Here is a 23,911-nt window from a genome sequence, read left to right on the forward strand (position 1 = left end):
TAAGACTTAGAAATGGATAAGAAAAGAAGAATTGTTGTTAAGGTTGGAACTAACGTAATGACCAATAAAGACAACAGGATTTTAGGACCGGTATTAAAAAGTCTTGTTCGGCAAATCGCAACTTTGTATGAAGAAGATATAATGGTAGTTTTAGTTTCTTCAGGTTCTGCTATCGCCGGAAAAGAAATACTTGGAGAAATAAATATTAAAGATGAAAGTAAACGTAGACAGGTTTATTCTTCAGTAGGACAACCGCGTATGATGCGCCACTATTACAGTATTTTCCATGATTATGGAATGCGTTGCGGTCAGGTGCTTGCTACTAAGCGGGATTTTAGCCCGGGTATCCACCGAGAGAATATGATCAACTGTTATGAATCTTTATTATCTGAAGGCATAATTCCTATCGCCAATGAAGATGACGCAGTTTCGGTAACCATGTCCATGTTTTCTGATAATGATGAGCTGGCCAGCCTGGTTGCTGAATTGATTGGAGCTGAAAAGCTTATTATTTTAAGTGATACTGAAGGACTGTATACTGGACATCCGGAACATGACGATTCCACAAAACTGAACAAAGTACAAATCGATGAGAATGTCGAAAAATATGTTCAGGAATCTGAAAAAGGTGAAGGTGAAGGCCGCGGAGGAATGGAGTCCAAAATCAAGATTGCCAAAGGAACCGCAGCCAAGAATATCCCAACATTTATCGCTAACGGAAAACGTGAAGATGTGATCCTTGATATTATGGCCGGGAAACCTGTGGGAACTCAGTTTACTTCCTAAAAACTAATTATTAATAAAAGAAAAGACAGATAGAATGAAGTTGATAAAATCAGATGTAAAGAATAACGTACTTAATTCCATGATGAATATTCTGGACCAGAGACGTGAAGAAATTATAGCAGCAAACAAAAAGGATCTTGAGGCTTTTACCAAGGATGACCAGGCAATGTATGACCGTTTGATCGTGGATGAGAAGAAAGTTGATGGTATGATCCAGTCCGTTAAAGAAGTAATGGATCAGGAAGATCCTGTGGGAAAAGTTATTGAACATCGTAAACTTGATACAGGTTTAGATATTACCAATAAAACGGCACCATTCGGGACCATCATGATCATTTATGAATCCAGACCGGATGTGACTATTGAAGCTGCCGTTTTGGCCTTTAAAGCCAATAATAAGATCTATTTAAAAGGTGGTAAGGAAGCTATTGAAAGTAATAAGATCCTTGAAAAATGCTGGCATGACGCCCTTGAAGAAAATGGATTAGGAAAAGAGTGGATCAAATTATTGCACTTAAACAGAACCGAAACTCAGGATTTCCTTAAAAACCCACCGGAGCAATTAGATTTAATTGTACCCCGCGGAGGTGAACGTTTGATCGCATTTGTAAAAGAACACGCAACCGGAGCGGTACTGGTTAGTGGGAGAGGAAATAATTTCCTTTATGTTTCTAAGAATGCTGATTTTGAAATTGCTAAAAAAGTAATGCTAAACGCCAAAATTGATAAAATTTCAGGTTGTAATGCATTGGACAAAGTGCTTGTAGATAAGAATATCGAAAACTTCGAATCCAAGCTGAAGGAACTGCAGGACCTTTTTAAAGATAATCAGGTTAAGATGCTGGTAGACGATGAAGTTTCCAAAGTCCTAACCAACGAAGAAAAGATACCAAATGAGGAGACCTGGTACGAAGAATTTCTTGCTATGAAAATCGTAATTGGAGCATCTGATGGTCTGGATGATACGATTGAAAAAATCAACCATTATTCGGGAGGTCACTCCGCTTCTATTATTACCAAAGATAAAGATGAAGCCTTGACTTTTATGGAGCAGGTAGATAGTGCAGCGGTTTACCATAATGCCTCTACGAGATTTACAGATGGTGGTCAAATGGGAGTTGGAGCTGAACTTGCAATTTCAACCGATAAATTGCACCATAGAGGTCCTCTCGGCCTTAAGCAATTGGTTACCAATAAATATTATGTTTTAGGTGATGGACATGTAAGAGTATAATCTTACAGTCATAAAAATTTCATAAGGCGCCCTAGTTGGCGCCTTTTTTTATGTAACATTATTAAACACATTCAGTCTTATAAGAAAGATGGTTTTTATGAAAAAAATAATTTTAAGCATTCTGGCGACTTCATTTTTGTTCGCCTGCAAAACTACCAAAGTATCCACGCCGGTAATTGATCAACCGGTTGTTGCGAATATCGATCTTGTAAATATTGAAGATGATAAAGTCTGGGTAACTGTAGATCCTGCGAAATTCAGTACAGATTCCACAACTTTTTATATCCCTAAAACCGTTCCCGGAACTTATTCTGAAGACAACTACGGGAAATTCATCGAAGGATTTAAAGCAGTTGATTATTCCGGAAACGAAATAAAATTTACTAAGGCAGATGAAAATTCCTATAAATTTTCAAACGCCAAAGAATTGGACAAGGTAATCTACCTGGTTAATGACTCCTTTGACTGGTTAGATGAAGGTGGAGTTTATTCCATGGCAGGAACAAACATTCTTAAGGATGAAAACTTTTTACTTAACCTTCATGGTTTCGTGGGTTATTTTGAAGGAATGACTGAAGATAAATATCGATTGGAAATTCAAAGACCGGCTAATCTCATTGCGGGCACATCTTTGACCATTGGAAAAACAAAACGTGCTGCAGATGGAAAATCAAAAACCGATGTTTATAATTTAGACAGGTATTTTGAAGTTATTGACAATCCAATAATGTATGCTGAGCCAGACACCACCAGTTTTATGGTAGAAGACATGCAGGTGCTTTTAAATGTATACTCCCCTAATAAAAAACATTCAGCAAAAAGTTTAAGACCCGGACTGGAAAAAATGATCAGAGCTCAAAAGAAATTTCTGGGTGAGATCAACAGTACGAACAAATATGCGATTCTGGTATATCTTTCTGCAACTCCCGGTGAAGGTGATGCGGCCAATTTTGGTGCTTTGGAACATCACACCTCCACAGTAGTGGTAATGCCAGAATCATCAGATCCTGTTGCTCTTGATAAAAGTTTAACCGATATAGTTTCTCATGAATTTTTCCATATAATCACTCCGCTGAACATCCATTCCAATGAGGTTCATTATTTTGATTATAACGATCCTAAAATGTCTCAGCATTTATGGTTATATGAAGGAGTAACCGAATATTTCGCGCATTTATTTCAGGTCAATCAGGGACTGATAAGCAATGAAGAATTCTACAATAGAATGAACGATAAGATCGCCACCTCCAAAAGATTTGACGACACCGTTCCTTTTACTGAAATGAGTAAAAATATCCTGACAGAAGAACACAAGAACAGCTATTATAATGTCTACCTGAAAGGTGCTTTAATTGGAATGGCTTTGGACATTAGACTTCGTGAATTAAGCGATGGCCAGATGGGAATTCTTGATCTCATGAAAAAATTAACCACGAAATATGGAAAGGAAAAACCTTTTAATGATGAAGAGTTGATCCCAGTAATTGTGGATCTTACTTATCCGGAGATCAAAACTTTCTTTGATACTTACGTGACCGGCTCTACTCCTATTCCATATGAGGAAGTGTTCTCTAAAGTTGGGTTAGAAGAAAAAGAAGCAATGAGTGAGGTTGGAATTTTTATTAAAGGTAACCAGCCTTATATCACTGCGAATCAAATCACCATGGATATAATTTTCAGGAACGACGTTGAGCTTAATACATTTCTTAAGGACCTGGGAGTAAAAGGTGGAGATGTTTTAAAGTCAGTTAACGGGGTTACTTATAATATCCAGAATGTTTATGATCTTATCATGGCCTCTCAAAGCTGGAAAGAAGGAGATGATATTAGCTTTACTGTGACCAGAGGCGAAAAAGAAATGTTGCTTAAAGGCAAATTGAGCACACCAATGGATAAACAAATGAGGTTAATGGAAATGGATAATGCAGATTCAGAGAAAACAGAACTTCGAGACTTCTGGTTAAACAACTAAAAACTAAAACTATAAATATTAAAGCGACAGAGAAATCTGTCGCTTTTTTTATTTAGAAAAACCTCGTGATTTGCCTATCTTTCTATCTTTTAAACCACCAATCAAACAAGCATAAATGGAAATTCCTATTCTTCAGGATATCGTTATAATATTAGGATTATCAATCGTAATAATCCTGGTTTTCCAAAAGTTGAAATTACCCGCTATTTTAGGATTTTTAATTGCCGGGATCATCGCCGGACCTCATGCCTTTAACTTAATAAGTTCACAGCACGAGGTTGAATTATTGTCTGAGATTGGGATCATATTCTTATTGTTCGTTATTGGGATCGAACTTTCACTTAAAGGGTTAGCATCCATAAAACGGATCATATTTCTTGGAGGAGGCCTTCAGGTAGGAGGTACCATACTTATCACTGCACTTATCGCCACTTTTGTAGGTTTACCATTAAATACCTCTATTTTCCTTGGGTTTCTTTTCAGTTTAAGTAGTACCGCAATTGTTCTGAAATTAATTCAGGAAAAAGGAGAAATCTCCACCCCTCATGGGAAAATAAGTCTGGGAATTTTAATCTTTCAGGATATAGTGGTTGTTCCCATGATGCTATTTACCCCTTTATTAGCAGGGGAAACGCCTAATATTATGGTTACCATAGCCATCATGGCCATCAAGATAGTCCTGGTGCTTATCATTGTATATATTCTCGCACGCTATGTTGCTCCAAAAGTTTTTGGCTGGGTAGTAAAAACTAAAAACCAGGAGTTATTTATTCTCACGGTGGTGGTATTTTGTTTTGGTGTTGCCTGGTTAACCTCCACGGTAGGTTTATCCCTTGCTCTTGGCGCGTTTTTCGCCGGACTTATAATTTCAGAATCAGATTATAGTCATCAGGCAACTGCCAATGTTCTTCCCTTTAGGGAGATCTTTATTAGCTTCTTTTTCATCTCGGTAGGGACACTTTTAAATCTGGAATTTTTCTTCGGAAATATCCTTACCATAGTCCTGCTTGTACTTGGAGTAGTACTTTTAAAAATGCTTGTGGTGGGTATAACGGTTCTAATATTAAAATATCCTGCCAGAACAGTTTTTATAACCGTTTTCAGCCTGTTTCAGGTTGGGGAATTTTCACTGTTACTTTCGGGTGTTGGAAAGGATAATGGGATCATCCCGGAAAATATTTATCAATACTTTTTGGCGATTTCGATCATCACTATGGGGATAACTCCCTTACTAATAGCTTCTTCATCCCGAATCACCTATGCGATTCTAAAAGCTCCAATACCTTCAGCAGTAAGAACAAGATTGGAAAACATCAAACGAAGTTCAAAAGCCGATGAGGAATTTTCTGAAGAAAATTTAAAGGATCATCTGGTTCTTATTGGTTATGGAATTAACGGATCCAATATTTCCCGTGCAGCACAAAAAGCTGAAATTCCTTATGTAATTATTGACTCCAATCCGGAGACTTTTAATAAAGCCAAAGGTAAAAAAGAACCCATCATTTTTGGAGATGCCACCAATGCAACGATCTTAAAGCATGCTCATGTGCAGGAAGCACGAGTGGTGGTAATCGCAATTTCAGATCCTGTAGCCACCAGAAGAATGGTTGCATCTATAAGAAGTTTTACTAAAACTGCTACTGTAATTGTACGTACCAAATATGTTAAGGAGATGGAAGAAGTGCTTAGATTAGGTGCAGATGAAGTAGTGCCTGAAGAGTTTGAAACCTCCATTGAGATATTTACGCGTGTCCTGAAAAAATATCTGGTGCCATTTGATGAAATTCAGGAGTTTATAAATCAGATAAGATCTTCAGATTATGAGATGTTAACTTCATTAAAGAAGACTCCTCATTCTCCGGCTCTGCAGCATTTGAACATTCCCAACCGGGAGATAGTTACACTTAAAGTTAACCGCGACAATCATCAAATTGTTGGAAAAACAATAGAAGAATCAGGGATAAGAAAGAATTATAACGTGACGATCCTGGCCATTCAACGGGAACGCCGTTACCTTACCGAAATAACGACTGAAACTACCATTCAGCAAGGGGACCTGCTATATCTATTTGGACATCCGGGTTATATCAATCACTTAAATACCCTGCTATCATTCTAGTGTAAGTTAATTTCATAAATTTAAACCGCTAACTATTACTGATCATCAATGAGCAATACTCCCGAGAAAATCAAGAACTACTATAAGTTCATTCATTTTATGCTTAAATACTGGAACAGTGATCTTTTTCGCCAATCCAGTGCTGCCGCAATAGACCCGGAACTTTCAGATCAGGACAATGATCACAATTTTGATCAGAGTCCGGATGAACTTGTGGAGGACCTAAAAGCAATGGGACCAACTTATATAAAGCTTGGCCAGTTACTTTCCACACGACCTGATCTTCTACCTGATGCATACCTTAAAGCTTTAGCTAACCTTCAGGACAATGTATCCCCGGTACCATTTGAAGAGATAAAAGAGATCGTTGAAGAGGAGTTGGGTACAAAAATTTCCAAAGCCTTTAATTATTTTGAAGAGAAACCTCTTGCCAGTGCCTCTATTGGGCAGGTGCACAGGGCAGAGCTTTTATCAGGAAGACCGGTGGCAGTGAAAGTTCAGCGACCCGGCATCGCCAATAAATTTATGGAAGATCTGGAAACTCTGGATGAAATGACGGCGCTTGCCGTAACCCACCTGGAGACCGCAAGAACTTATGCCATAGATGATGTGTTTGCCGAGTTACGCAGGATACTTATAAATGAACTTGATTATAAAAAAGAAGCTCAAAATTTAATTACCATAAAGAGCAATCTTAAGGAATATGAAAACATCATAATTCCCGAACCTGTTCTGGATTACAGCAGCACCCGAGTACTTACAATGGATTTTGTAAACGGGAAAAAGATCACTTCCCTGTCCCCGCTTCGCCGAATGGAAAATGATTATTCGGGCTTGGTGGATGAACTGGTGGATGCCTATTTACAGCAGATAATTAATGACGGATTCGCTCATGCAGATCCGCATCCTGGTAATATCAAGTTTACTGAAGATAATAAGATAGCGTTGATAGATCTTGGGATGGTGGCAAGATTTACGCCGGAACTACAGGAAAATCTTATCGAACTTTTACTGGCATTAAGTCAAAGTAATGGTCAAAAAACCGCCCGAAGTTTGCTCAAAATGAGCACGCTCAATGAAAACAGCCAAAAACATGAATTTCTAAAGCAGGTTAGCGATGTGATCATGGAAAGTGAGAACAGCCGTGCAAAAGATCTTCAAACCGGAAGAATACTTATTCAGCTAAACCGCCTTGCCGTTCAGAACCATATTAAGCTGCCGGTTGAAATAAATATTCTTGGTAAGATCCTATTAAACCTGGATCAAATTGTAGCTGTACTCGATCCTGAATTCAACCTTAGAGCTGCTATTCAGGAAAATGTGCATGAGATCATGCGCAAGAAGATGCTAAGTGAATTGAAGCCTGAAAATTTCTTTAGCACTTTGATCGAAACAAAAAATCTTATTGAACACATGCCAGAGCGCATGAATAAGATCTCTGAAAACCTTGCCAATAACGAATTTAAAATCAAGATCGATGCGATCGATGAAAAACGGGTAACTGATGGTTTCCAAAAAGTTGCCAACCGTATCACTCTTGGTTTGATCATAGCATCCATGGTGGTTGGTGCCGCCATGCTCATGCAGGTGCCATCAGACTTTCAGATATTTGGCTATCCGGGTCTGGCTATGGTCTTTTTCCTGCTTGCAGCCGTTGGGGCAATGGTGCTAAGCTATGTGATTATTTTTAGAGACGAGAACCTTCATAAAAAGAAATAAACCTCAACAGAATATTACCCAATAAATGAAAAACCTTACCAGTTTATTATTCCTATCGATCCTATTTATAAATAATAGTTTTTCTCAAAAAATTGAAATCCCTTTAGATACTTCTGTAGTCACCCAACATAAAGTAACTATCAATGGTAAGTCAATAGATTATACTGCCGAAACCGGAATGCTCCCACTCTGGAATGAAGATCGGGATCCAACCGCGAGCATTTTCTATACTTATTACAGAAAAAATGGAGTAAAAAATACTGAAAACCGTCCGCTGGTTATTTCATTTAACGGCGGGCCGGGCTCAGCTTCCGTATGGATGCATATCGCCTATACCGGTCCACGGGTTTTAAAAATAGATCCGGAAGGATTCCCAGTTCAGCCTTATGGAATAAAGGAGAATCCGCATTCAATTCTTGACGTGGCAGATATCGTTTATGTAAATCCGGTTAACACAGGCTACTCCCGCCCTATTCCCGATGAAGATGGCAAAGTGGATAAAGAAAAATTCTTTGGCGTTAAAGCCGATATTAAATATCTGGCAAAGTGGATAAATATTTTTGTAACCAGAAAGAACAGATGGTTATCTCCTAAATATTTAATTGGTGAAAGCTACGGCACAACCCGGGTTTCAGGTCTTGCCCTCGAGCTACAGAACAGCCAGTGGATGTACCTAAATGGTGTGATCCTGGTATCACCTACTGAAATTGGACTCGAGCGCGAAGGCCCAGTAGAAGTAGCAAACAGATTGCCATATTTCGCAGCGGCAGCATGGTACCACAAAATGCTACCGGAAGCACTGCAGAATAAGGATCTTGATGACTTACTACCTGAAGTGGAGGAATATGCGATCAACGACCTGCTTCCGGTGCTGGTAAAAGGAGGATTCATTGAAGAATCTAAAAAACAGGAAGTAGCCGGAAAAATGTCTTACTATTCTGGCATCGATAAAAATGTTATACTTCAGAACAATCTTGAAGTTCCATTCCAATACTTCTGGAAAGAATTATTACGGGAAAAAGAAGGCTATACAGTAGGCCGACTGGATTCAAGATATAAAGGACTGGATGCAAAGGTTTCCGGAGATAGACCAGATTACAACGCTGAGCTCACCTCCTGGTTGCATTCCTTTACCCCGGCTATCAATTATTATCTGCGAGAAGAACTCGGTTTTAAAACTGACCTGAAGTATTATATGTTTGGACCGGTAAGACCATGGGACCGAAGCGATAATCAAACCGGTAAAAACTTAAGACAGGCAATGGCTCAAAATCCCAATCTGGATGTTTTGATCCAGGCGGGTTATTTCGATGGAGCCACCACTTATTTCAATGCTAAATATTCAATGTGGCAACTTGACTCCAGTGGAAAAATGAAAGACCGCCTAAGCTTTAAAGGTTACCGAAGCGGCCATATGATGTATCTGAGAAATGAAGACCTTAAAAAGGCTAATGATGACCTTCGTGACTTCATTCTTAAATCACTGCCTCAAGAAAATACTCCTGCGCAATATTAAATTGTATTAACACAAAAGGAATCCCTTTAGATCTTCGTAATTGTTGATTTGAAGGGATTTTTTTTGCTTTTGCATTATTTCTTTAATTGCTGATGGAATCTGAATTTTTGCCTGTATTGCCTCCTCTACTGTTTCCAAAAATTTCACAGGATGTGCAGTCTCCAGAAAAACACCATGATATTCAGGATTTATCTTTAGAAATTCTTTTAACCCAAGATAGCCAACAGCGCCATGAGGATCCAGGGTGTATTTTGATTTATCATAAACCTCCTTCATGGTCTTTTTTGTTTGAGTATCGCTATAACTCATCGCCGTAAATCCTTGCTTCAAACTTTTAAATTCATTCTCAAAAATTTCAAGAATCCTGATAAAATTACTTGGATCGCCAACATCCATAGCATTTGAAATGGTAGATACGCTTTCTTTAGGCTCGTATTGCTGACTTTCCATAAATTGAGTTATGGTATCGTTGGCATTATTCGCTGCTACAAAATGATCGATTGGTAATCCCATTTCCCGTGCCATCATTCCGGCACAAATATTTCCAAAATTTCCACTGGGCACAGAAAATACCAGCTTCTTATCTATTTGAGACACCTGTTTAAATGCCAGAAAATAGTAGAACATCTGAGGCAACCAGCGGGCAAGATTTATGGAGTTGGCAGATGTTAATTGTCTGTTTTCTGTAATCTCAGTATCCAGAAATGCCTTTTTTACCATGGCCTGGCATTGGTCAAAGGAACCATTTACTTCCAGCGCCTGAATATTAGCCCCCAGAGTGGTTAGTTGTTTTTCCTGTATTTCACTTACTTTTCCTTTAGGATATAGAATCACTACATCCACACCTTCTACTCCAAGAAATCCGTTTGCTACAGCTCCACCGGTATCTCCAGATGTCGCCACCAAAACGGTAATTTTTCCCAGATTTCCTTTTTTACTGAAGTAACCCAGACTTCCCGCCATAAACCTTGCTCCCACATCTTTAAAAGCCAGAGTAGGCCCATGAAAAAGTTCCAACACATCTACTCCCTCCTCTAAAGGATTAACAGGAAATTCGAAATCAAGTGTTTCCCGGATAATCGCTTTAAGATCATTTTCAGGAATTTCATTACCTACATAATTCTTAATCACTGTATAGGCAATCTCTTCCTTTTCCAGGTTATTCAATTTCTTTATAAAATCAGAATCTAACTTTACAATGTGTTCCGGAAAATACAAACCCTTATCTGGCGCCAATCCTCTTACTACGGCGTCTTCAAAATTACTGGTATTTTGTTTATTATTTAAGCTATAATATTTCATAGTATTTTAATTCCGGTTCGGTTAATAGTTGAGCTGTGAATATCGAAGGCTATATCTTTTGTCGAAAAAAAGTTGCTAAGCGCTTGTTTTACGTCCCTCGCTTTTTCTTCTCCTTTACAAAGTGCAAAGACCGATGGTCCTGATCCTGAGATTCCAAATCCCAGTGCCCCTTTATCCATAGCTACCCCGTTAAGATCATCGAAGTATGGGATAAGGATCGACCTAACCGGTTCGATTATTTCATCCTTTAAACTTCTTCCAATCAACTCATAATCATTAGTATATAAAGCGCTAATAAAAGCCGCCAAATTCCCCCATTGGTTAATTGCCGATTTTAAGCTTATGTTTTGCTTGATAATAGACCTTGAATCCCTGGTTTTAATTTCTATCTGTGGATGAAGAACCACCACACGTAGATCTCCAGGCACGGGCAAACTCAGAACCTCAAAAGGTTCGTAACTTCTAACCAGACTAAACCCGCCTAAAATTGCCGGAGCAACATTATCTGCATGGGCATTCCCACTGGCCAACATTTCTCCTGTCATTGCAAACCGAACAAGATCGACCGGTTTAAATGGTTCATCCAGTAATTTATTTACTGCAAACACAGCACCAGCAGAGCTAGCAGCACTACTCCCAATTCCACTACCTGGTTTGATCTTTTTATGGATTTCAATATCAAAGCCTTGTTGGCTACCTAATTCTTTAAGTAAAGCATAAACGGCAACCCCGGCTACATTTTGCAACGGATCTGTTGGTAAATCCTGACCGGTAATTTTCGTTATTCTTATTTCATTAATCTGATTTTTTCTAACTATCATGGTATCCCCGATAGAATCCAGGCAACACCCAAGGACATCAAATCCACAGGAAAGGTTGGCGACAGTTGCCGGAGCAAAAATTTCGATCTTTTCCATAGTTATTTTTTCCCTATTCGTATAATATCAGCAAAAATTCCCGAAGCTGTAACATCTGCTCCCGCTCCGGCTCCTTTTACAATTAATGGCTGGTCCGGGTATCTGTCAGTGAAAAATAGAACAATATTATCGCTTCCGCTTAAATTTGCGAAAGGATGTTGTTCTCCTACTTCCTGTAACCCTACCCGGGCTTTCCCATTTTCCAACTGGGCCACATATTTTAGCTCTGCGTTGGACTGCTTGGCAGAAGTATATAATTCTTTAAAATCAGGTTCATCTTTTTCGAGCAACCTAAAAAATTCTTCGTTAGTTGTTGAATCCAGACATTCCTGAGATAAGAAGTTATCTCTTTCTATATCTTCCAGTTCAAGTTTCAAACCCGCCTCTCTGGCAAGGATTAAAATCTTTCGTGCCACATCTACTCCGCTTAAGTCGATTTTTGGATCAGGTTCCGTATAACCTTCAGCCATTGCAGTTTCGACCACTTTATAGAAGGGTTCTTCAGCCTTGTAATTATTAAAGACAAAATTCAGACTTCCGGATAAAACTGCCTGAATCTTATGAATCTGGTCTCCTGAAGCAACCAGATTCTGAAGGGTATCAATAATTGGCAAACCTGCTCCCACATTGGTTTCATATAAAAAGGATGCACCATATTCCCGGGCAAGATTCTGTAAATGCTCGTAGTTCTCATAGGAATCGGCACAGGCTATTTTATTACAGGTAACCACCGAGATCGAATTCTCAAGATAATTCTTGTACCAGCCGGCAATTTCAGCACTTGCGGTATTATCAACAAAAATACTATTCCTTAAATTCAGCTCCTTAACATGTTCAAAGAACTGCATTTTACTGGCTTTTACTCCATGATCCAATGCACTTTCCCAATTTTCCAGATCCAATCCGTTCTCATTAAAAACCATTTTTCGGGAATTTGATAAACCTAATACCCGAACCTTTAAACGCAATTTTTCCAACAAATAAGACTCCTGCTTCTTTAACTGATCCAGTAATTTACTTCCCACATTTCCAACCCCAGTAATAAAGAGGTTCAACTCTTTTGAAGGTACTTCGAAAAATTGTTCGTGTAAGGTATTTAAAGCCTTGGTCACATCTTTTTTGGCGATAACTGCCGAAATATTCCTTTCAGAAGATCCCTGAGCGATCGCCCTGATGTTAATATTATTATTACCCAAAGCGCTAAACATCTTACCGCTTAATCCATGATGACTCTTCATCCTGTCACCAACTAAAGCTATGACAGAGACATTCTCCTCTATTTCTACAGGTTTAATTTTTTTGAGACCTATCTCAAGTTCGAAAGTTTCATCGAGAGCTTCTTTTGCCTGGGCAGCCTCGTCATCTTTTACGGCAACACAGATACTATGTTCTGAGGAAGCCTGAGTAATAAGCACTACATTTATGTTTTCCTGATATAATGTTTCAAAGAATCTTTTTGAAAATCCAGGAATTCCTACCATTCCACTACCTTCTATATTAAGTAGTTTGATCGAATCTATGTGAGTAATACCTGTAACCCATCTGAAGTTTTTCTTACTGGATTTCGAAATAATAGTCCCGGGATCTTCAGGTTTAAAAGTATTACGAATATGAATTTCAATTCCTTTTTCGAGTAAAGGCTGTAATGTAGGTGGATAAAGTACCTTGGCTCCAAAATGTGAAAGTTCCATCGCCTCTTCGTAAGATATATGTTTAAGCGAATATGCCTGGGAAACCAGATTAGGATTTGCCGTAAACATTCCATTTACATCTGTATAAATCAAAACCTTATCCAGTTGTAAGGCGCCACCAATAATTGCAGCTGTAAAATCGGAACCACCTCTACCCAATGTACTTGGAACTCCCTGATCATTTCGTGCGACAAAACCGGGAACTACGTACAATTCGGCTTGGGATGATCCAAAATATTCTAACACATTTTTATTGGTCTTTTGATAATTTACCTGAACCTTTTCATTCTGATTCTTACAGACTATCAATTCTCTTGCATCAACAAGCACTGAATTCTGAACTGAGCTTTTAAAAAATTCAGCGATTATCAACGAACTTAAAATTTCCCCAAAACCGGATATTACATGTTTAGTTTTATCTGAAAGTTCATTTAAAAGGTAAACGCCTTCATATAGAGTTTCCAGTTTATTGAATTGGGTTTTCACCTGGCTCAGGACGGCACTTTGATTGGTAACCGGAATTAATTCCCTTACAGCCTCAAGATGTCTTTTCTCATTCGTTTCCAATATATGCTTGTAGGTGACATCTTCATTTGCAGCCAGATCTGCCATTCGAAGCAAATCATTTGTCACCCCTCCAAATGCTGAAAACACAGCAATTACAGGACCTTGAGCAAGGTAATTTTCTACTGTTTTAGATACTAAGCGAATTCGTTCTGGAGTAGCCAAAGAGGAACCTCCAAATTTCAGGATATTCATAACTGAAATTATTTAAAATTAAATTGATAAAACTAAAAAGTGTATGGACGGAAATTATATATATAGAACCCCACAAGGGGTAATACCAGTCATCGTGATTACCATAGCAGCAGAACCGAAGAAATTTTCTTCTGCTGAATAGGCCATATTGGAATGAATTTTTATCACGATTTTTCTGAAATACTTTTTTAAAGGTATCGATTTAAAATTAACCACAAAACTTTTTTCCTTTTTCCAGATTAATTTTACGGATTTCTTAAAATTGAATATAAAAAAGCCTGATAATAAAAATTATCAGGCTGAATTTTAGCAATTTACTAATCGCATTTTTTAAAGATCACTGATATAACTTCCATACAGATCTCTAAACTGTACACCTTTAGAAAATCTTGCTTTGCTAAGTTTTTTGTGTTCCACCAATGCCCATAAAAGGAATTCTTTCATGAAATATTTATCATTCTCGTCTAATTTTGGCTGATATTTTTCGATCAAATTATTTAATGGTTTTATTGAATCCAGTTTCTCTTTATAATCTGAATCATTTAGTTCATCTGGAAGTTCAAAACCAGAACTTTCGAAAAACCATTCTATAAGATCATCATATGGTGTAGTGGCATCTGGTTTCTGAAGCTTTTCAATTTTAGGAAAATATTCAGCAAAAAGAGTTTTTACAGCAGAACCCAGAAGTTCCATGGCCACATACGCTGCACCTTCCTGCTCCCCTTCGTAAACAAGTTCCACCTTTCCGGTTATAGAAGGAATTACCCCTAAGAAATCACTGAATCTTAATAAAGTATGCTCTTCTCCATTCAGTATAGCTCTTCTTTCAGCACTACTTAAAAGGTTTTCAAAAGCGGTAATACTCATTCGTGCACTTACTCCACTCTTGTGGTCTATAAATTCACTATCTCTGGCTTCAAAACTTATTTGTTCAAGTAAATCTCTTGCAAGTTCCGGAACATGGATCATCTCTTTTTGACGAGTATCCATTTTTGCCTCCTGAGCAGTAATAGACTTGGCTATTTCAATACTTTCAGGATAATGCGTTAATATTTGAGATCCAATTCTATCTTTAAGGGGTGTTACTATACTTCCCCTGTTGGTATAATCCTCGGGATTAGCCGTGAAAATAAATTGCATATCTAAAGGTAACCTCAGTTTAAACCCTCGAATTTGAATATCTCCTTCCTGAAGAATATTAAAAAGAGCAACCTGTATCCTGGCTTGTAGATCTGGTAATTCATTGATTACAAATATACTCCTGTTCGCTCTGGGAATCATCCCGAAATGAATTACTCTGTCATCTGCATAACTCAGTTTTAAATTGGCTGCTTTTATGGGATCTACATCTCCAATAAGATCTGCCACTGTAACATCTGGCGTGGCAAGTTTTTCAAAAAATCTTTCCTCTCTATGCATCCAGGAAATTGGGGTATCATCCCCTAACTTATTTATTGTGTCAATTGAATACCTGCTTATAGGATTCAAAGGATCATCATTAACCTCAGACCCTTCAACCACCGGGATCCATTCATCAAGCAAGCTCACCATAAGCCTGGCCAGCCTGGTTTTTGCCTGCCCTCTTAATCCCAGTAAATTTATGTTATGTCTTGATAAAATTGCCCTTTCCAGCTCAGGTATTACCGTGTGATCATATCCATGTATTCCCTCAAATGGCTTCTCTTTTTTAGATATTTTAGCAATGAGATTGTTTCTGAGTTCATCCTTTATACTACTGCTTATAAAACCTGAAGATTTTAAATCTCCTAATGTTTTTATTTGATCCTTTTCCATATAATTATCCTCTAATTCTCTTCTTTCTATTTTTTTCATAATCTTCAAAGATCATTTCTCCCAGGCCTTTCAAACCGGTATAAAAAGCCTTGCCCTGATTAGCCTGGGTGAATTCCTGCACAAATCTGGTGAGATAGGGGTCCTGAGCGATCATAAAAGTGGTAATTGGAATCCTTAATTTTCTGGCCTGCCGTGCCATATTATAGCATTTCCCCACTACATAAGGATCAAGCCCCATACTGTTTTTATAATAGCTTCCATCTCTTTCCCGAATACAGCTAGGCTTCCCATCTGTAATCATAAAGATCTGTTTATTGGTATTGCGCTTTCGCCTTAAAAGGTCCATAGCTAGTTGCAGGCCAGCTACAGTATTGGTATGATATGGCCCCACTTTTAAATAAGGTAATTCGGCAATAGAAATAGGCCAGGCATCATTCCCAAATACTAAAATATCCAGAGTATCTTTCGGGTATCTGGTTGTTATTAGTTCTGAGAGGGCCATGGCTACCTTTTTCGCAGGAGTTATCCTGTCCTCTCCATACAATATCATACTATGACTTATGTCAATCATAAGTACAGTACTCATTTGAGATTTGTAATGAGTTTCTTCAACCACCAGATCTTCTTCGCTCATTGTAAAATCTCCCACTCCGTGATTGATCTGAGCATTTTTAAGACTTTCGGTTATAGAAATTCGGCTAAGAGAGTCTCCAAATTGATATTCTCTAAAGTCGCCGGTATGTTCATCCCCTCTGCCAACTTCTTTAGTTCGGTGATTTCCGGCATTTCCTTTTTTTAGCTTACCAAAAATCTGATTTAAGGCTTGCTTCCTGATAGCCCTTTCGGTTTTGGCAGTTATAGATAAACCTTTTTTCCCATCATCCTTTACCTCTTCTCGAATGTATCCTTTGTCTTTTAACTCCTGAATAAAGTCATCAAGACTATAATCCGCGGTAGTTAACTTATACTCTTCATCTAACTGTTTCAGCCAATCCAGTGCCTCCTCCAAATCTCCGGAAGTATGTGTAATTAACTCTTTGAATATTTCAAGCAGCCTTTTAAAAACAGGTTTTTCCGGCTCTTCATATTTATTGAAGATAAACCCCTTCATTCCATTTTCATTTCTCTTTCCCATACCTTTAAAATTAGTCGATTTAATCCGATTGAAAAAGATTCTGATGGCAAACACAAACTAAACTTTTGTTAATACCCGCTTTCTTATTTGAACCGGGAATAATTAATTCTTAAAAAGCTGAATCCTGCTATACCATTATAGTTCAGGTTTTGGTTTTGAACCTTCTTGTGGTATCTTAGTAACTTATTATTTATCATCCAGCTTTAATAGAAATACTGATTTTTATTACACCTACCATCTAACCACCAACCCATGAGCACAGAAGAACTTATCCTGCTGTTTTTCTCTATTTTAATGTGTATTCCAACCATTGCGTCCATAACAAAATTTGATAAATGGTGGATCAGAGGATTTGATTTTCCACGAATACAGATTAGCTTTTTAATTGGATGTGTACTGCTATTCTCTTTCCTATTATATAACTGGCATTCCCTTTGGCACTATTTTGCAGTAAGCGCCTTAGTTTTAAGTCTGCTTTATCAATTTAAAAAAATATTCCCCTACACCTATATTTCCAGAAAACAGGTATTAAGATATAAAGGTAAAGATCCACAATCCAATATTTCGATCCTCGTAAGTAATGTACTCACGCCTAATAAACGCAGTGTTAAGTTAATAGAACTGGTTAATGAAAAAAAACCGGATATTTTACTAACTCTGGAAACAGATAAAAGATGGGAACAGGAATTGGAAGTTTTAGAGAAAACCTACAACTATACCGTAAAAATTCCTTTGGATAATCTTTATGGAATGCATTTATATTCGAGACTTAAACTTGAAGATATAGAAGTAAAATATCTGGTACAGCAAGATATTCCCTCTATCCATGGGAAAGTTGTGCTAAGGAGCGGTAAAAAGGTGAACATTCATTGTCTCCATCCAATGCCACCAAGCCCTACTGAAAGTGATACCTCTACTAATCGTGATGCGGAATTATTAATGCTTGGAAGAGATCTCGACCCGGATAAAAATTCAACTTTAGTATTTGGTGATTTAAATGATGTGGCCTGGTCAAGAACCACCAGACTTTTTCAGAAATTGAGCGGATTAATGGATCCCCGAATTGGTCGTGGATTTTTCAATACTTTTCATGTCAAGTATTTCCTGTTAAGATGGCCACTTGATCATGTTTTTCATTCCAAGGATTTCACACTTGTGGAAATTGCCAGAGAAAAAAATATAGGGTCAGACCATTTTCCTATGTACATAAAGTTAAATCATGAGCCTGTAGCAGAAAAAATGAATGAGGATACCGATACTCCTGCGGAAGAAGAAAAAAAATGGGCTGACGAAAAAATTAAAAACGCCGACCCATTAGTAGAAAAACTTGAATTTAAGCTTCCACAAAATATGGTGAAAGCCTGGCAATTCCTTTTAATTTTTCACAGTTTCTTGCAGAGATAGGTTTTTCAATAAAATCCACTACATGGGGATCGTTGGCAGCTTCTCTCTTGTCCTTTCGGTCTATAGAAGATGTAACCATAACTACTGAAAATCTTTCGTTGCCGGGAATATTATTAAGGTTGTCTAAAAACTCCCAACCGCTCATAGATGGCATATTGATATCGAGTAACAGAAGATAATCCACTTCAGGATCTGAATCAAATTCCAAAAATTTCAATGCTTCTCTACCGTCCCGAAAAACATACGGATCCAGATCAAGTTCACTTTTAGTAACCAATTTCTTCTGAAGAAACGTTACTATTTCGTCGTCGTCAATAATTATAGTACGTAACATATTGTAGGGTAGGTTTGGGTTTCCTAAATTTCTTTTTCAGTCTGAACAGCGATATGACGAATTATCTTATCCAATTCATTAGCGGAATTTAAAACTTTTTCTAGTATTTCATCGATGTTTTCGAGATCATTTTTATAATTTAGCAATAAATCTACCAGTCCCATCACCTTCGCTAAAGGTGCTCTAACTAAGTGAGACTGGGTCCATCCAATCTCTCTTAAACGTTTGTTATGATTTTCAATTTCGATTAAATAGCGCTTCATCTCAGTAATATCCTGCATTGAGCCAATAATCCTTTGAGGCTTTCCACTTTTGTCACTTATAAGATAACTTCGATCCAATATATGTTTATAGGTACCATCAGCACATCTAAACCTATATTCTACAGTAAGGTTTTGATTCCCACGCAACACCATGCTCTGTGCGGCTTCTCTTACAAAGTCATGATCCTCAGGATGAATATGTTCATTCCACCATTCAATAGGATAACTTTCAACTTTATCAAAACCAAACACCTCAGTTGCAGATTCACTAACCTGTATTATTCTATCTTTAATATTAAAGTCGGTAATAATATCAGAAGTAGCTTTGGCAACAATGTCGTAGCGTTTAAGACTTTCCAATAGTTTTCTTTCCTGGCTTATAAATTCTGTAATATCTCTGGAATTCATTACTATTCCGTCAATTGCAGGATCATCTGTAAGATCTGTCACAATGGTTTCTATCCAGCGAATATCGCCTGTCTTATTGGTGATTCTATAAGAGGGAAGCTGCAACCTTTTACTTTTGCTTAATAGTAATAGATCTTCATTGATTTTTTTCTCGTCAACCGGAATAAGGTGATCCCTAAAGTTCGTTTTATTCATTTCTCCAGCCGTCAACCCGAAAATTGATTTCACCGCCGGGCTATTATACAGGTAATTATAATCTCTGTCCATAATAGAGATATGATCTGAACCTTCCTGTACCAGAGCCTTGAAACGTTTGGCGTTATCTTTAATTAAATTTTCATGATCCTTAAGCTCTGTAATATCTGTTCCATATACAAATACTACATTCTCAGTTTCAAAAAAGCGTGAGAACCTCCAGGAAATCCAGAGATAACTGCCATCTTTCTTTCTACATCTAATTTCAAAATCAGACCCGGCGATGGAAACAGTTTCCATTGCTTCAAAGGTTTTTTGAAGATCATCCGGATGTATAAAATCCAGAAATGGCTGGGATAAAATTTCTGATTCCGGATACTCGAATTTACGTTCAAAAGATGGGTTTACCTTCTTAATAAAACCATCGAGCCCAAGAATGGCTATGAGATTTGGAGAATAGGAAAAGAAATTATTTAACTGTTCCTGACTTCGTTTTCTTTCAATTGCGGAGGCTACCTGAATGGATACGTCATTTAAAACTCCCTTTTTAATTTCCTTGTTGTGTTTATAAGAGCCAAAGCAAAAAACAGATATAAGTTTACCTTCAAAAGTAATGGGAATACCCACTACCGTTTTAATTTGTGAGGGGTCTTCTATTTGCATTTCGTTTAGTAAAGATCCCTCTCTCGAGCGCCTAATTTCAATTTCAGCATTCTGCCACACCCTTCCCGGTAAACCTTCGCCACGTTCATATAAAACCTTTTCTTCAGAATTTTTGGTATTATCATTGAGAATTGGCCAGTTACAGGTACGAATAAGTTTGGTATTATTTACACTCACTTTATAAGCTTCGGCGTAATCGTAGCCTAATTCCGTACAAAAAGTGCGTAAAGCCTTAATGGTAGCTTCTTTAAAGGTAGGTTTATCTCCAAATGCCTTTATAGTCTTAAAAATTAAATCCTTCTTTTTATTATTCAGGTAGGTTTCTGTGATATCACGAGCAATCCCTATTAATCCAATGATATTATCCTCACAATCTTTTAAAGGAACTTTAGTGAGTAGCACCATCTCTTCCTTCCCTTCGTTATTTACAATTAAATCTGGGCGATTAATTACTGGAATTCCCGTTTTGATTACAGCTTCATTATCGACAATAATTTCCTTCGCCTTTTCTAAATCGTAATAATCCAGGGGAGAGTAACCGGAAGTTCCCTGGTCAATATCTTTCCCAAGAATTTTATTGAAGAATTTTTTATTGGCCAGGATGGATTTATGGTCTTTATCGTTTACAAAGATGTAATCTGGAATATTGTCAATGATCGCCTTTAGCATTTGCCTTTCGGCAATAATGTTATTCTCGATCTCTCTTTGTTTAGTAACATCTTTAGCGATGCCATAAACCCCAATAATTTCCCCTTTAAACCGAATTGGTATATTATTTATTTCAAGAATTTTGCGGGTTCCTTTTGTGCTTATAAACCGGGTTTCATATTTGGGGCTTTTTCCATTTAAAGATGATGAAAATTTCTCCAGCACCTTCTCTTTATCCTCATCAGGGATAAAAGGCAAAAAGTGCATTTTTATAAGTTCTTCAGTTGAAGTTTCGGCCAAAGTTGCCGATTGCGAATTAACATTAATAAAATTCCCTTCAAGATCAAAAGCAAAAACCGCATCCGGATTATTATTAAAAAGGTTCGAATAAAACTGTTTACTATATTCTAGTTCCTTTTCAATTTTAATATTCTGTAATAAGGCTTCCTGGGAATTATTCAATTCTACTGAAATACTCACAGAAGAAATTGTTTGATCCTCCTGAACTATTGGAGAGATGTAAAATCTAAACTCTTTAACGGATTCTTTTTCATTCCAGGCTAATATCTGGAATTTTCCTTTTTTACAGAATACCAGTTTTTCGTTTAAACGAGTAGCCAGATCGGCATTGAAAATATCAAATAAGGTAAACCCTTGTCCAATTTTTACATTGAATTGTTCCTCAAAAAATTTAATAGCGTTTTTGTCGAATGCAGTAACTCCGTTGCTAAAGTTTAATACAAAGACTGCTTCCGAAACAGAAAGGGAAGTTTTTGAGGTCACAGATATTATAAGGTTTAGGTGGAGTAAATTACAAAAAAAATATTGGTTTAGATTAGAATATATTTTTTGACCATTTTATTCCAATCCCAATGTTTGAAGAGTCATAGGATTTCACATCTGTCCCAAGCATCACATCCAGGTTGTAATCTGCATTAATAAGCTCCACTTCTATGAGGGTGGAAAAAATATGACGAGTTTCAGGATAAAACGAATCTTTAAGTCCATAATTTTTCCGATAAGACAAAAGGAAACGATAAGGTAACTTGTCAAAAGCGGTACCTTTTACACCAAGGTGGTGAACGGTAAGTATATTCATTCCAATCCTGAAGCGATTGATATTTTTAAGAATAAAAGGGGTTCCAATTACTGAATTTTGATAAGTCCAACCCGATCTGTAAAGGTTATTATTAAAATAATTATCTGCACCGTCTACCTCCGAACTTTTTCTGCTTCTACTTTGATTTTTAGTGTAGTAGAACTCATATATAAAAGCCTTCACCCAATCTGTACCCCAAAAAGTATCACGGTTATCCTCAAAATAAATCACATAACGACCATCGGGCAAATTCCCCATTTTTAATCCGGAAGCATCTTCAAAAATGTGGTTATATAAAAAATGAAAATCAATATTGTTAATTTTAGTTTTAACACTAATCTCATAACTGCCTAATTGATTTCCAAGAGCATTTACCTCCTGCCCCCCAACATCTTCAGCACCGGGCATCCCCGTAAACACCCTGGTATAATCTTTAAAGGAACTAGGTAATTTTCCATATTCCGGTGAGGTTCCTGCCCATTGTACAAATTGATGAAGACCCATAGAAATTTCAAGATTATTCTGGTTCCTAAATACCAGGTGAGCACTTTTATGATGGAGCCTTATTTCCATAACGTATCGCTCATCATCCATAAGGTATTCTTCAAGCTTCAACTTAATACCAAGGCCATGAGACCCATTTAGAAAAATTGGTGAACGGGTAAAAATTCTGACTCCTGGCAAAGGACCTGAATTTAACGACCATAAGATATTTTCGTTACTTGCACTTAAACTCTGGAATATATCTGCTCGCTGTTTCTTTCCAAGCACAACCCCAAAGTTCTTTGATATATAAGAAAAATAGGCTTCGTCTATTTTTAAACCATCATCGTAACCATCTTTATAAAAAGCTCCAACTCCAAAATCTATAGATTCCGTTTCGGAAACTTCAAATTTGATCTCTGAACTTATTAACCCACTATAAAATGTTTCTTCATCTACGCGACCTCTATGATTTGTATGAATCCAAAATGGGGATTCTTCACCAGTGTAAATATTTCCTAATGCTGTGATATCGAGTTTTGTTTCGAATTGACCATAAGAAACATTTCCCAATAATAGTGAAAGAAAAATTAAAATTTTAGGCTTCATTCAGTTGAAATAGTGGCCCTGCAAAGATTACTAATTAGAATTTAAATTACGTAATTTTGAAGGGTAAAATAGATTATATGTTTTCGATATTTAAGAAAAAATCATTCCTTATTGATCATATTGAAGGAGTCACTGATTTTCATAATCATATATTACCAGGCATTGATGATGGTGCCAAAAACGTTAAAGAATCGCTTGAACTAATAAGAGAGTTCAACAGGCTAGGCATATATAACCTTATTGCTACACCCCATGTTATTGGAGAGTATTATCCCAACACTCCTGAATCTATTCAAAATGCCTATAATCAAATCCAGGAAAAGGAAAAAATCAAAAATCTTGGATATAGTGCGGAGTACATGATGGATCAACATTTTATTGAAATAATTGAAAAGAATCAAATTATTCCATTAGTAGAAAAAAAGGTGTTGGTAGAAATGTCCTATTTCCAACCTCCTTTAAATCTTAATGAAATCCTTTTTAAACTTCAGAATAACACTTTTCAGCCCATTTTAGCACACCCTGAAAGATACACTTACTTACACTCTAAAGACCTGGAAAAATTTAGAGATCTTAAAACCAGGGGATGTAAATTTCAATTAAATATGCTTTCTTTAACCCCTCATTATGGTATAGGCATCCAAAAAATGGCTTATAAATTAATCGAGTATAATTTAATAGATTATATCTGCAGTGATGTGCACAAAATTTCTCATTTAGAAAAAATTCGAGAAATTAAATTTCCTAAAAAATTAGAAACAAAAGTGAGTTCCATTAAAATGAATAACCTTCAATTAATGGAAAAGAGGTTTAACTAAAGAACCTCTTTTTAAACCTTTGCCATCTGGATTCCTGATCTTC

16 protein-coding genes are annotated in these 23,911 nt (G+C 37.1%); 8 read left to right on the forward strand and 8 right to left on the reverse strand.

Translation table 11 applies throughout. The features are described 5' to 3' along the window. Positions 1-12: 12 nt before the first annotated feature. The 6 genes from proB (at position 13) to ACNKXV_RS00305 (ending at position 9,346) form a co-directional block, all read left to right on the forward strand. Entirely contained in the window at positions 13-786 is a 774-nt protein-coding gene (gene proB / locus ACNKXV_RS00280) for a glutamate 5-kinase (RefSeq protein WP_417905697.1), read from the forward strand. Between the two features lie 34 nt (positions 787-820). After that, positions 821-2,020, forward strand: coding sequence for a glutamate-5-semialdehyde dehydrogenase (locus ACNKXV_RS00285; RefSeq protein ID WP_417905698.1), 1,200 nt, complete (start codon positions 821-823; stop codon positions 2,018-2,020). A gap of 97 nt (positions 2,021-2,117) precedes the next feature. Continuing rightward, on the forward strand, positions 2,118-3,992 hold the full coding sequence (locus ACNKXV_RS00290; RefSeq protein WP_417905699.1) for a M61 family metallopeptidase: 1,875 nt from the start codon (positions 2,118-2,120) through the stop codon (positions 3,990-3,992). Between the two features lie 115 nt (positions 3,993-4,107). Continuing rightward, the gene (locus tag ACNKXV_RS00295) at positions 4,108-6,111 is read left to right on the forward strand and encodes a monovalent cation:proton antiporter family protein (RefSeq protein WP_417905700.1); all 2,004 of its coding nucleotides are present in this window, start codon (positions 4,108-4,110) and stop codon (positions 6,109-6,111) included. Positions 6,112-6,159: 48 nt separating this feature from the next. Beyond that, positions 6,160-7,830, forward strand: a complete 1,671-nt coding sequence (locus ACNKXV_RS00300) for an ABC1 kinase family protein (protein ID WP_417905701.1) — start codon at positions 6,160-6,162, stop codon at positions 7,828-7,830. 25 nt (positions 7,831-7,855) lie between these two features. Further along, positions 7,856-9,346: a S10 family peptidase gene (locus tag ACNKXV_RS00305; protein WP_417905702.1), complete on the forward strand. Its 1,491-nt coding sequence runs from the start codon at positions 7,856-7,858 to the stop codon at positions 9,344-9,346. A gap of 6 nt (positions 9,347-9,352) precedes the next feature. On the opposite strand, the gene thrC is transcribed toward ACNKXV_RS00305, so the two are convergent. The 5 genes from thrC to ACNKXV_RS00330 all read right to left on the reverse strand — a co-directional run bounded on the left by thrC (position 9,353) and on the right by ACNKXV_RS00330 (position 16,944). Next, complete coding sequence (thrC, locus tag ACNKXV_RS00310; protein WP_417905703.1) at positions 9,353-10,648, reverse strand: threonine synthase; 1,296 nt, start codon at positions 10,646-10,648, stop codon at positions 9,353-9,355. Beyond that, positions 10,645-11,565 carry a homoserine kinase gene (locus ACNKXV_RS00315; RefSeq protein ID WP_417905704.1) on the reverse strand — a complete coding sequence of 307 codons (921 nt, stop codon included), beginning with the start codon at positions 11,563-11,565 and terminating at the stop codon, positions 10,645-10,647. Before ACNKXV_RS00315 ends, thrC begins: the two co-directional genes overlap by 4 nt. 2 nt (positions 11,566-11,567) lie before the next feature. Beyond that, positions 11,568-14,015, reverse strand: a complete 2,448-nt coding sequence (thrA, locus tag ACNKXV_RS00320) for a bifunctional aspartate kinase/homoserine dehydrogenase I (protein ID WP_417905705.1) — start codon at positions 14,013-14,015, stop codon at positions 11,568-11,570. 330 nt (positions 14,016-14,345) lie between these two features. Next, positions 14,346-15,809 carry an AAA family ATPase gene (locus ACNKXV_RS00325; RefSeq protein ID WP_417906331.1) on the reverse strand — a complete coding sequence of 488 codons (1,464 nt, stop codon included), beginning with the start codon at positions 15,807-15,809 and terminating at the stop codon, positions 14,346-14,348. A gap of 4 nt (positions 15,810-15,813) precedes the next feature. Then, entirely contained in the window at positions 15,814-16,944 is a 1,131-nt protein-coding gene (locus ACNKXV_RS00330) for a vWA domain-containing protein (protein ID WP_417905706.1), read from the reverse strand. A 252-nt stretch (positions 16,945-17,196) separates the two neighbouring features. On the opposite strand from ACNKXV_RS00330, the gene ACNKXV_RS00335 reads away from it, so the two are divergent. Further along, entirely contained in the window at positions 17,197-18,348 is a 1,152-nt protein-coding gene (locus ACNKXV_RS00335) for an endonuclease/exonuclease/phosphatase family protein (RefSeq protein ID WP_417905707.1), read from the forward strand. Here ACNKXV_RS00335 and ACNKXV_RS00340 read toward each other — a convergent pair. From ACNKXV_RS00340 to ACNKXV_RS00350, 3 genes are read right to left on the reverse strand one after another with little or no spacing between them, the layout of a single operon-like run. Next, on the reverse strand, positions 18,278-18,682 hold the full coding sequence (locus ACNKXV_RS00340; protein ID WP_417905708.1) for a response regulator: 405 nt from the start codon (positions 18,680-18,682) through the stop codon (positions 18,278-18,280). The two genes, ACNKXV_RS00335 and ACNKXV_RS00340, sit on opposite strands and share 71 nt — an antisense overlap. Positions 18,683-18,705: 23 nt before the next feature. Continuing rightward, positions 18,706-21,642, reverse strand: coding sequence for a PAS domain S-box protein (locus ACNKXV_RS00345; protein WP_417905709.1), 2,937 nt, complete (start codon positions 21,640-21,642; stop codon positions 18,706-18,708). A 52-nt stretch (positions 21,643-21,694) separates the two neighbouring features. Next, positions 21,695-23,050: a capsule assembly Wzi family protein gene (locus tag ACNKXV_RS00350; RefSeq protein WP_417905710.1), complete on the reverse strand. Its 1,356-nt coding sequence runs from the start codon at positions 23,048-23,050 to the stop codon at positions 21,695-21,697. 77 nt (positions 23,051-23,127) lie between these two features. Between ACNKXV_RS00350 and ACNKXV_RS00355 the strand changes: the two genes are divergently transcribed. After that, positions 23,128-23,868 (forward strand): tyrosine-protein phosphatase, encoded by a 741-nt coding sequence (locus tag ACNKXV_RS00355; RefSeq protein ID WP_417905711.1) that lies wholly within the window; start codon positions 23,128-23,130, stop codon positions 23,866-23,868. The last annotated feature ends 43 nt before the right edge of the window (positions 23,869-23,911 follow it).

Source organism: Christiangramia aquimixticola (genome assembly GCF_048285835.1).
Taxonomy (GTDB): domain Bacteria; phylum Bacteroidota; class Bacteroidia; order Flavobacteriales; family Flavobacteriaceae; genus Christiangramia; species Christiangramia aquimixticola.

Bases quoted from the DNA above. Each gene is read 5' to 3' on its own strand.
- ACNKXV_RS00355 (WP_417905711.1), top strand. From the start codon at position 23,128: ATGTTTTCGATATTTAAGAAAAAATCATTCCTTATTGATCATATTGAA.
- ACNKXV_RS00305 (WP_417905702.1), top strand. From the start codon at position 7,856: ATGAAAAACCTTACCAGTTTATTATTCCTATCGATCCTATTTATAAAT.
- ACNKXV_RS00315 (WP_417905704.1), bottom strand. From the start codon at position 11,565: ATGGAAAAGATCGAAATTTTTGCTCCGGCAACTGTCGCCAACCTTTCC.
- ACNKXV_RS00300 (WP_417905701.1), top strand. From the start codon at position 6,160: ATGAGCAATACTCCCGAGAAAATCAAGAACTACTATAAGTTCATTCAT.
- ACNKXV_RS00295 (WP_417905700.1), top strand. From the start codon at position 4,108: ATGGAAATTCCTATTCTTCAGGATATCGTTATAATATTAGGATTATCA.
- proB (WP_417905697.1), top strand. From the start codon at position 13: ATGGATAAGAAAAGAAGAATTGTTGTTAAGGTTGGAACTAACGTAATG.
- thrC (WP_417905703.1), bottom strand. From the start codon at position 10,648: ATGAAATATTATAGCTTAAATAATAAACAAAATACCAGTAATTTTGAA.
- thrA (WP_417905705.1), bottom strand. From the start codon at position 14,015: ATGAATATCCTGAAATTTGGAGGTTCCTCTTTGGCTACTCCAGAACGA.
- ACNKXV_RS00330 (WP_417905706.1), bottom strand. From the start codon at position 16,944: ATGGGAAAGAGAAATGAAAATGGAATGAAGGGGTTTATCTTCAATAAA.
- ACNKXV_RS00290 (WP_417905699.1), top strand. From the start codon at position 2,118: ATGAAAAAAATAATTTTAAGCATTCTGGCGACTTCATTTTTGTTCGCC.
- ACNKXV_RS00285 (WP_417905698.1), top strand. From the start codon at position 821: ATGAAGTTGATAAAATCAGATGTAAAGAATAACGTACTTAATTCCATG.
- ACNKXV_RS00350 (WP_417905710.1), bottom strand. From the start codon at position 23,050: ATGAAGCCTAAAATTTTAATTTTTCTTTCACTATTATTGGGAAATGTT.
- ACNKXV_RS00340 (WP_417905708.1), bottom strand. From the start codon at position 18,682: ATGTTACGTACTATAATTATTGACGACGACGAAATAGTAACGTTTCTT.
- ACNKXV_RS00325 (WP_417906331.1), bottom strand. From the start codon at position 15,809: ATGGAAAAGGATCAAATAAAAACATTAGGAGATTTAAAATCTTCAGGT.
- ACNKXV_RS00335 (WP_417905707.1), top strand. From the start codon at position 17,197: ATGAGCACAGAAGAACTTATCCTGCTGTTTTTCTCTATTTTAATGTGT.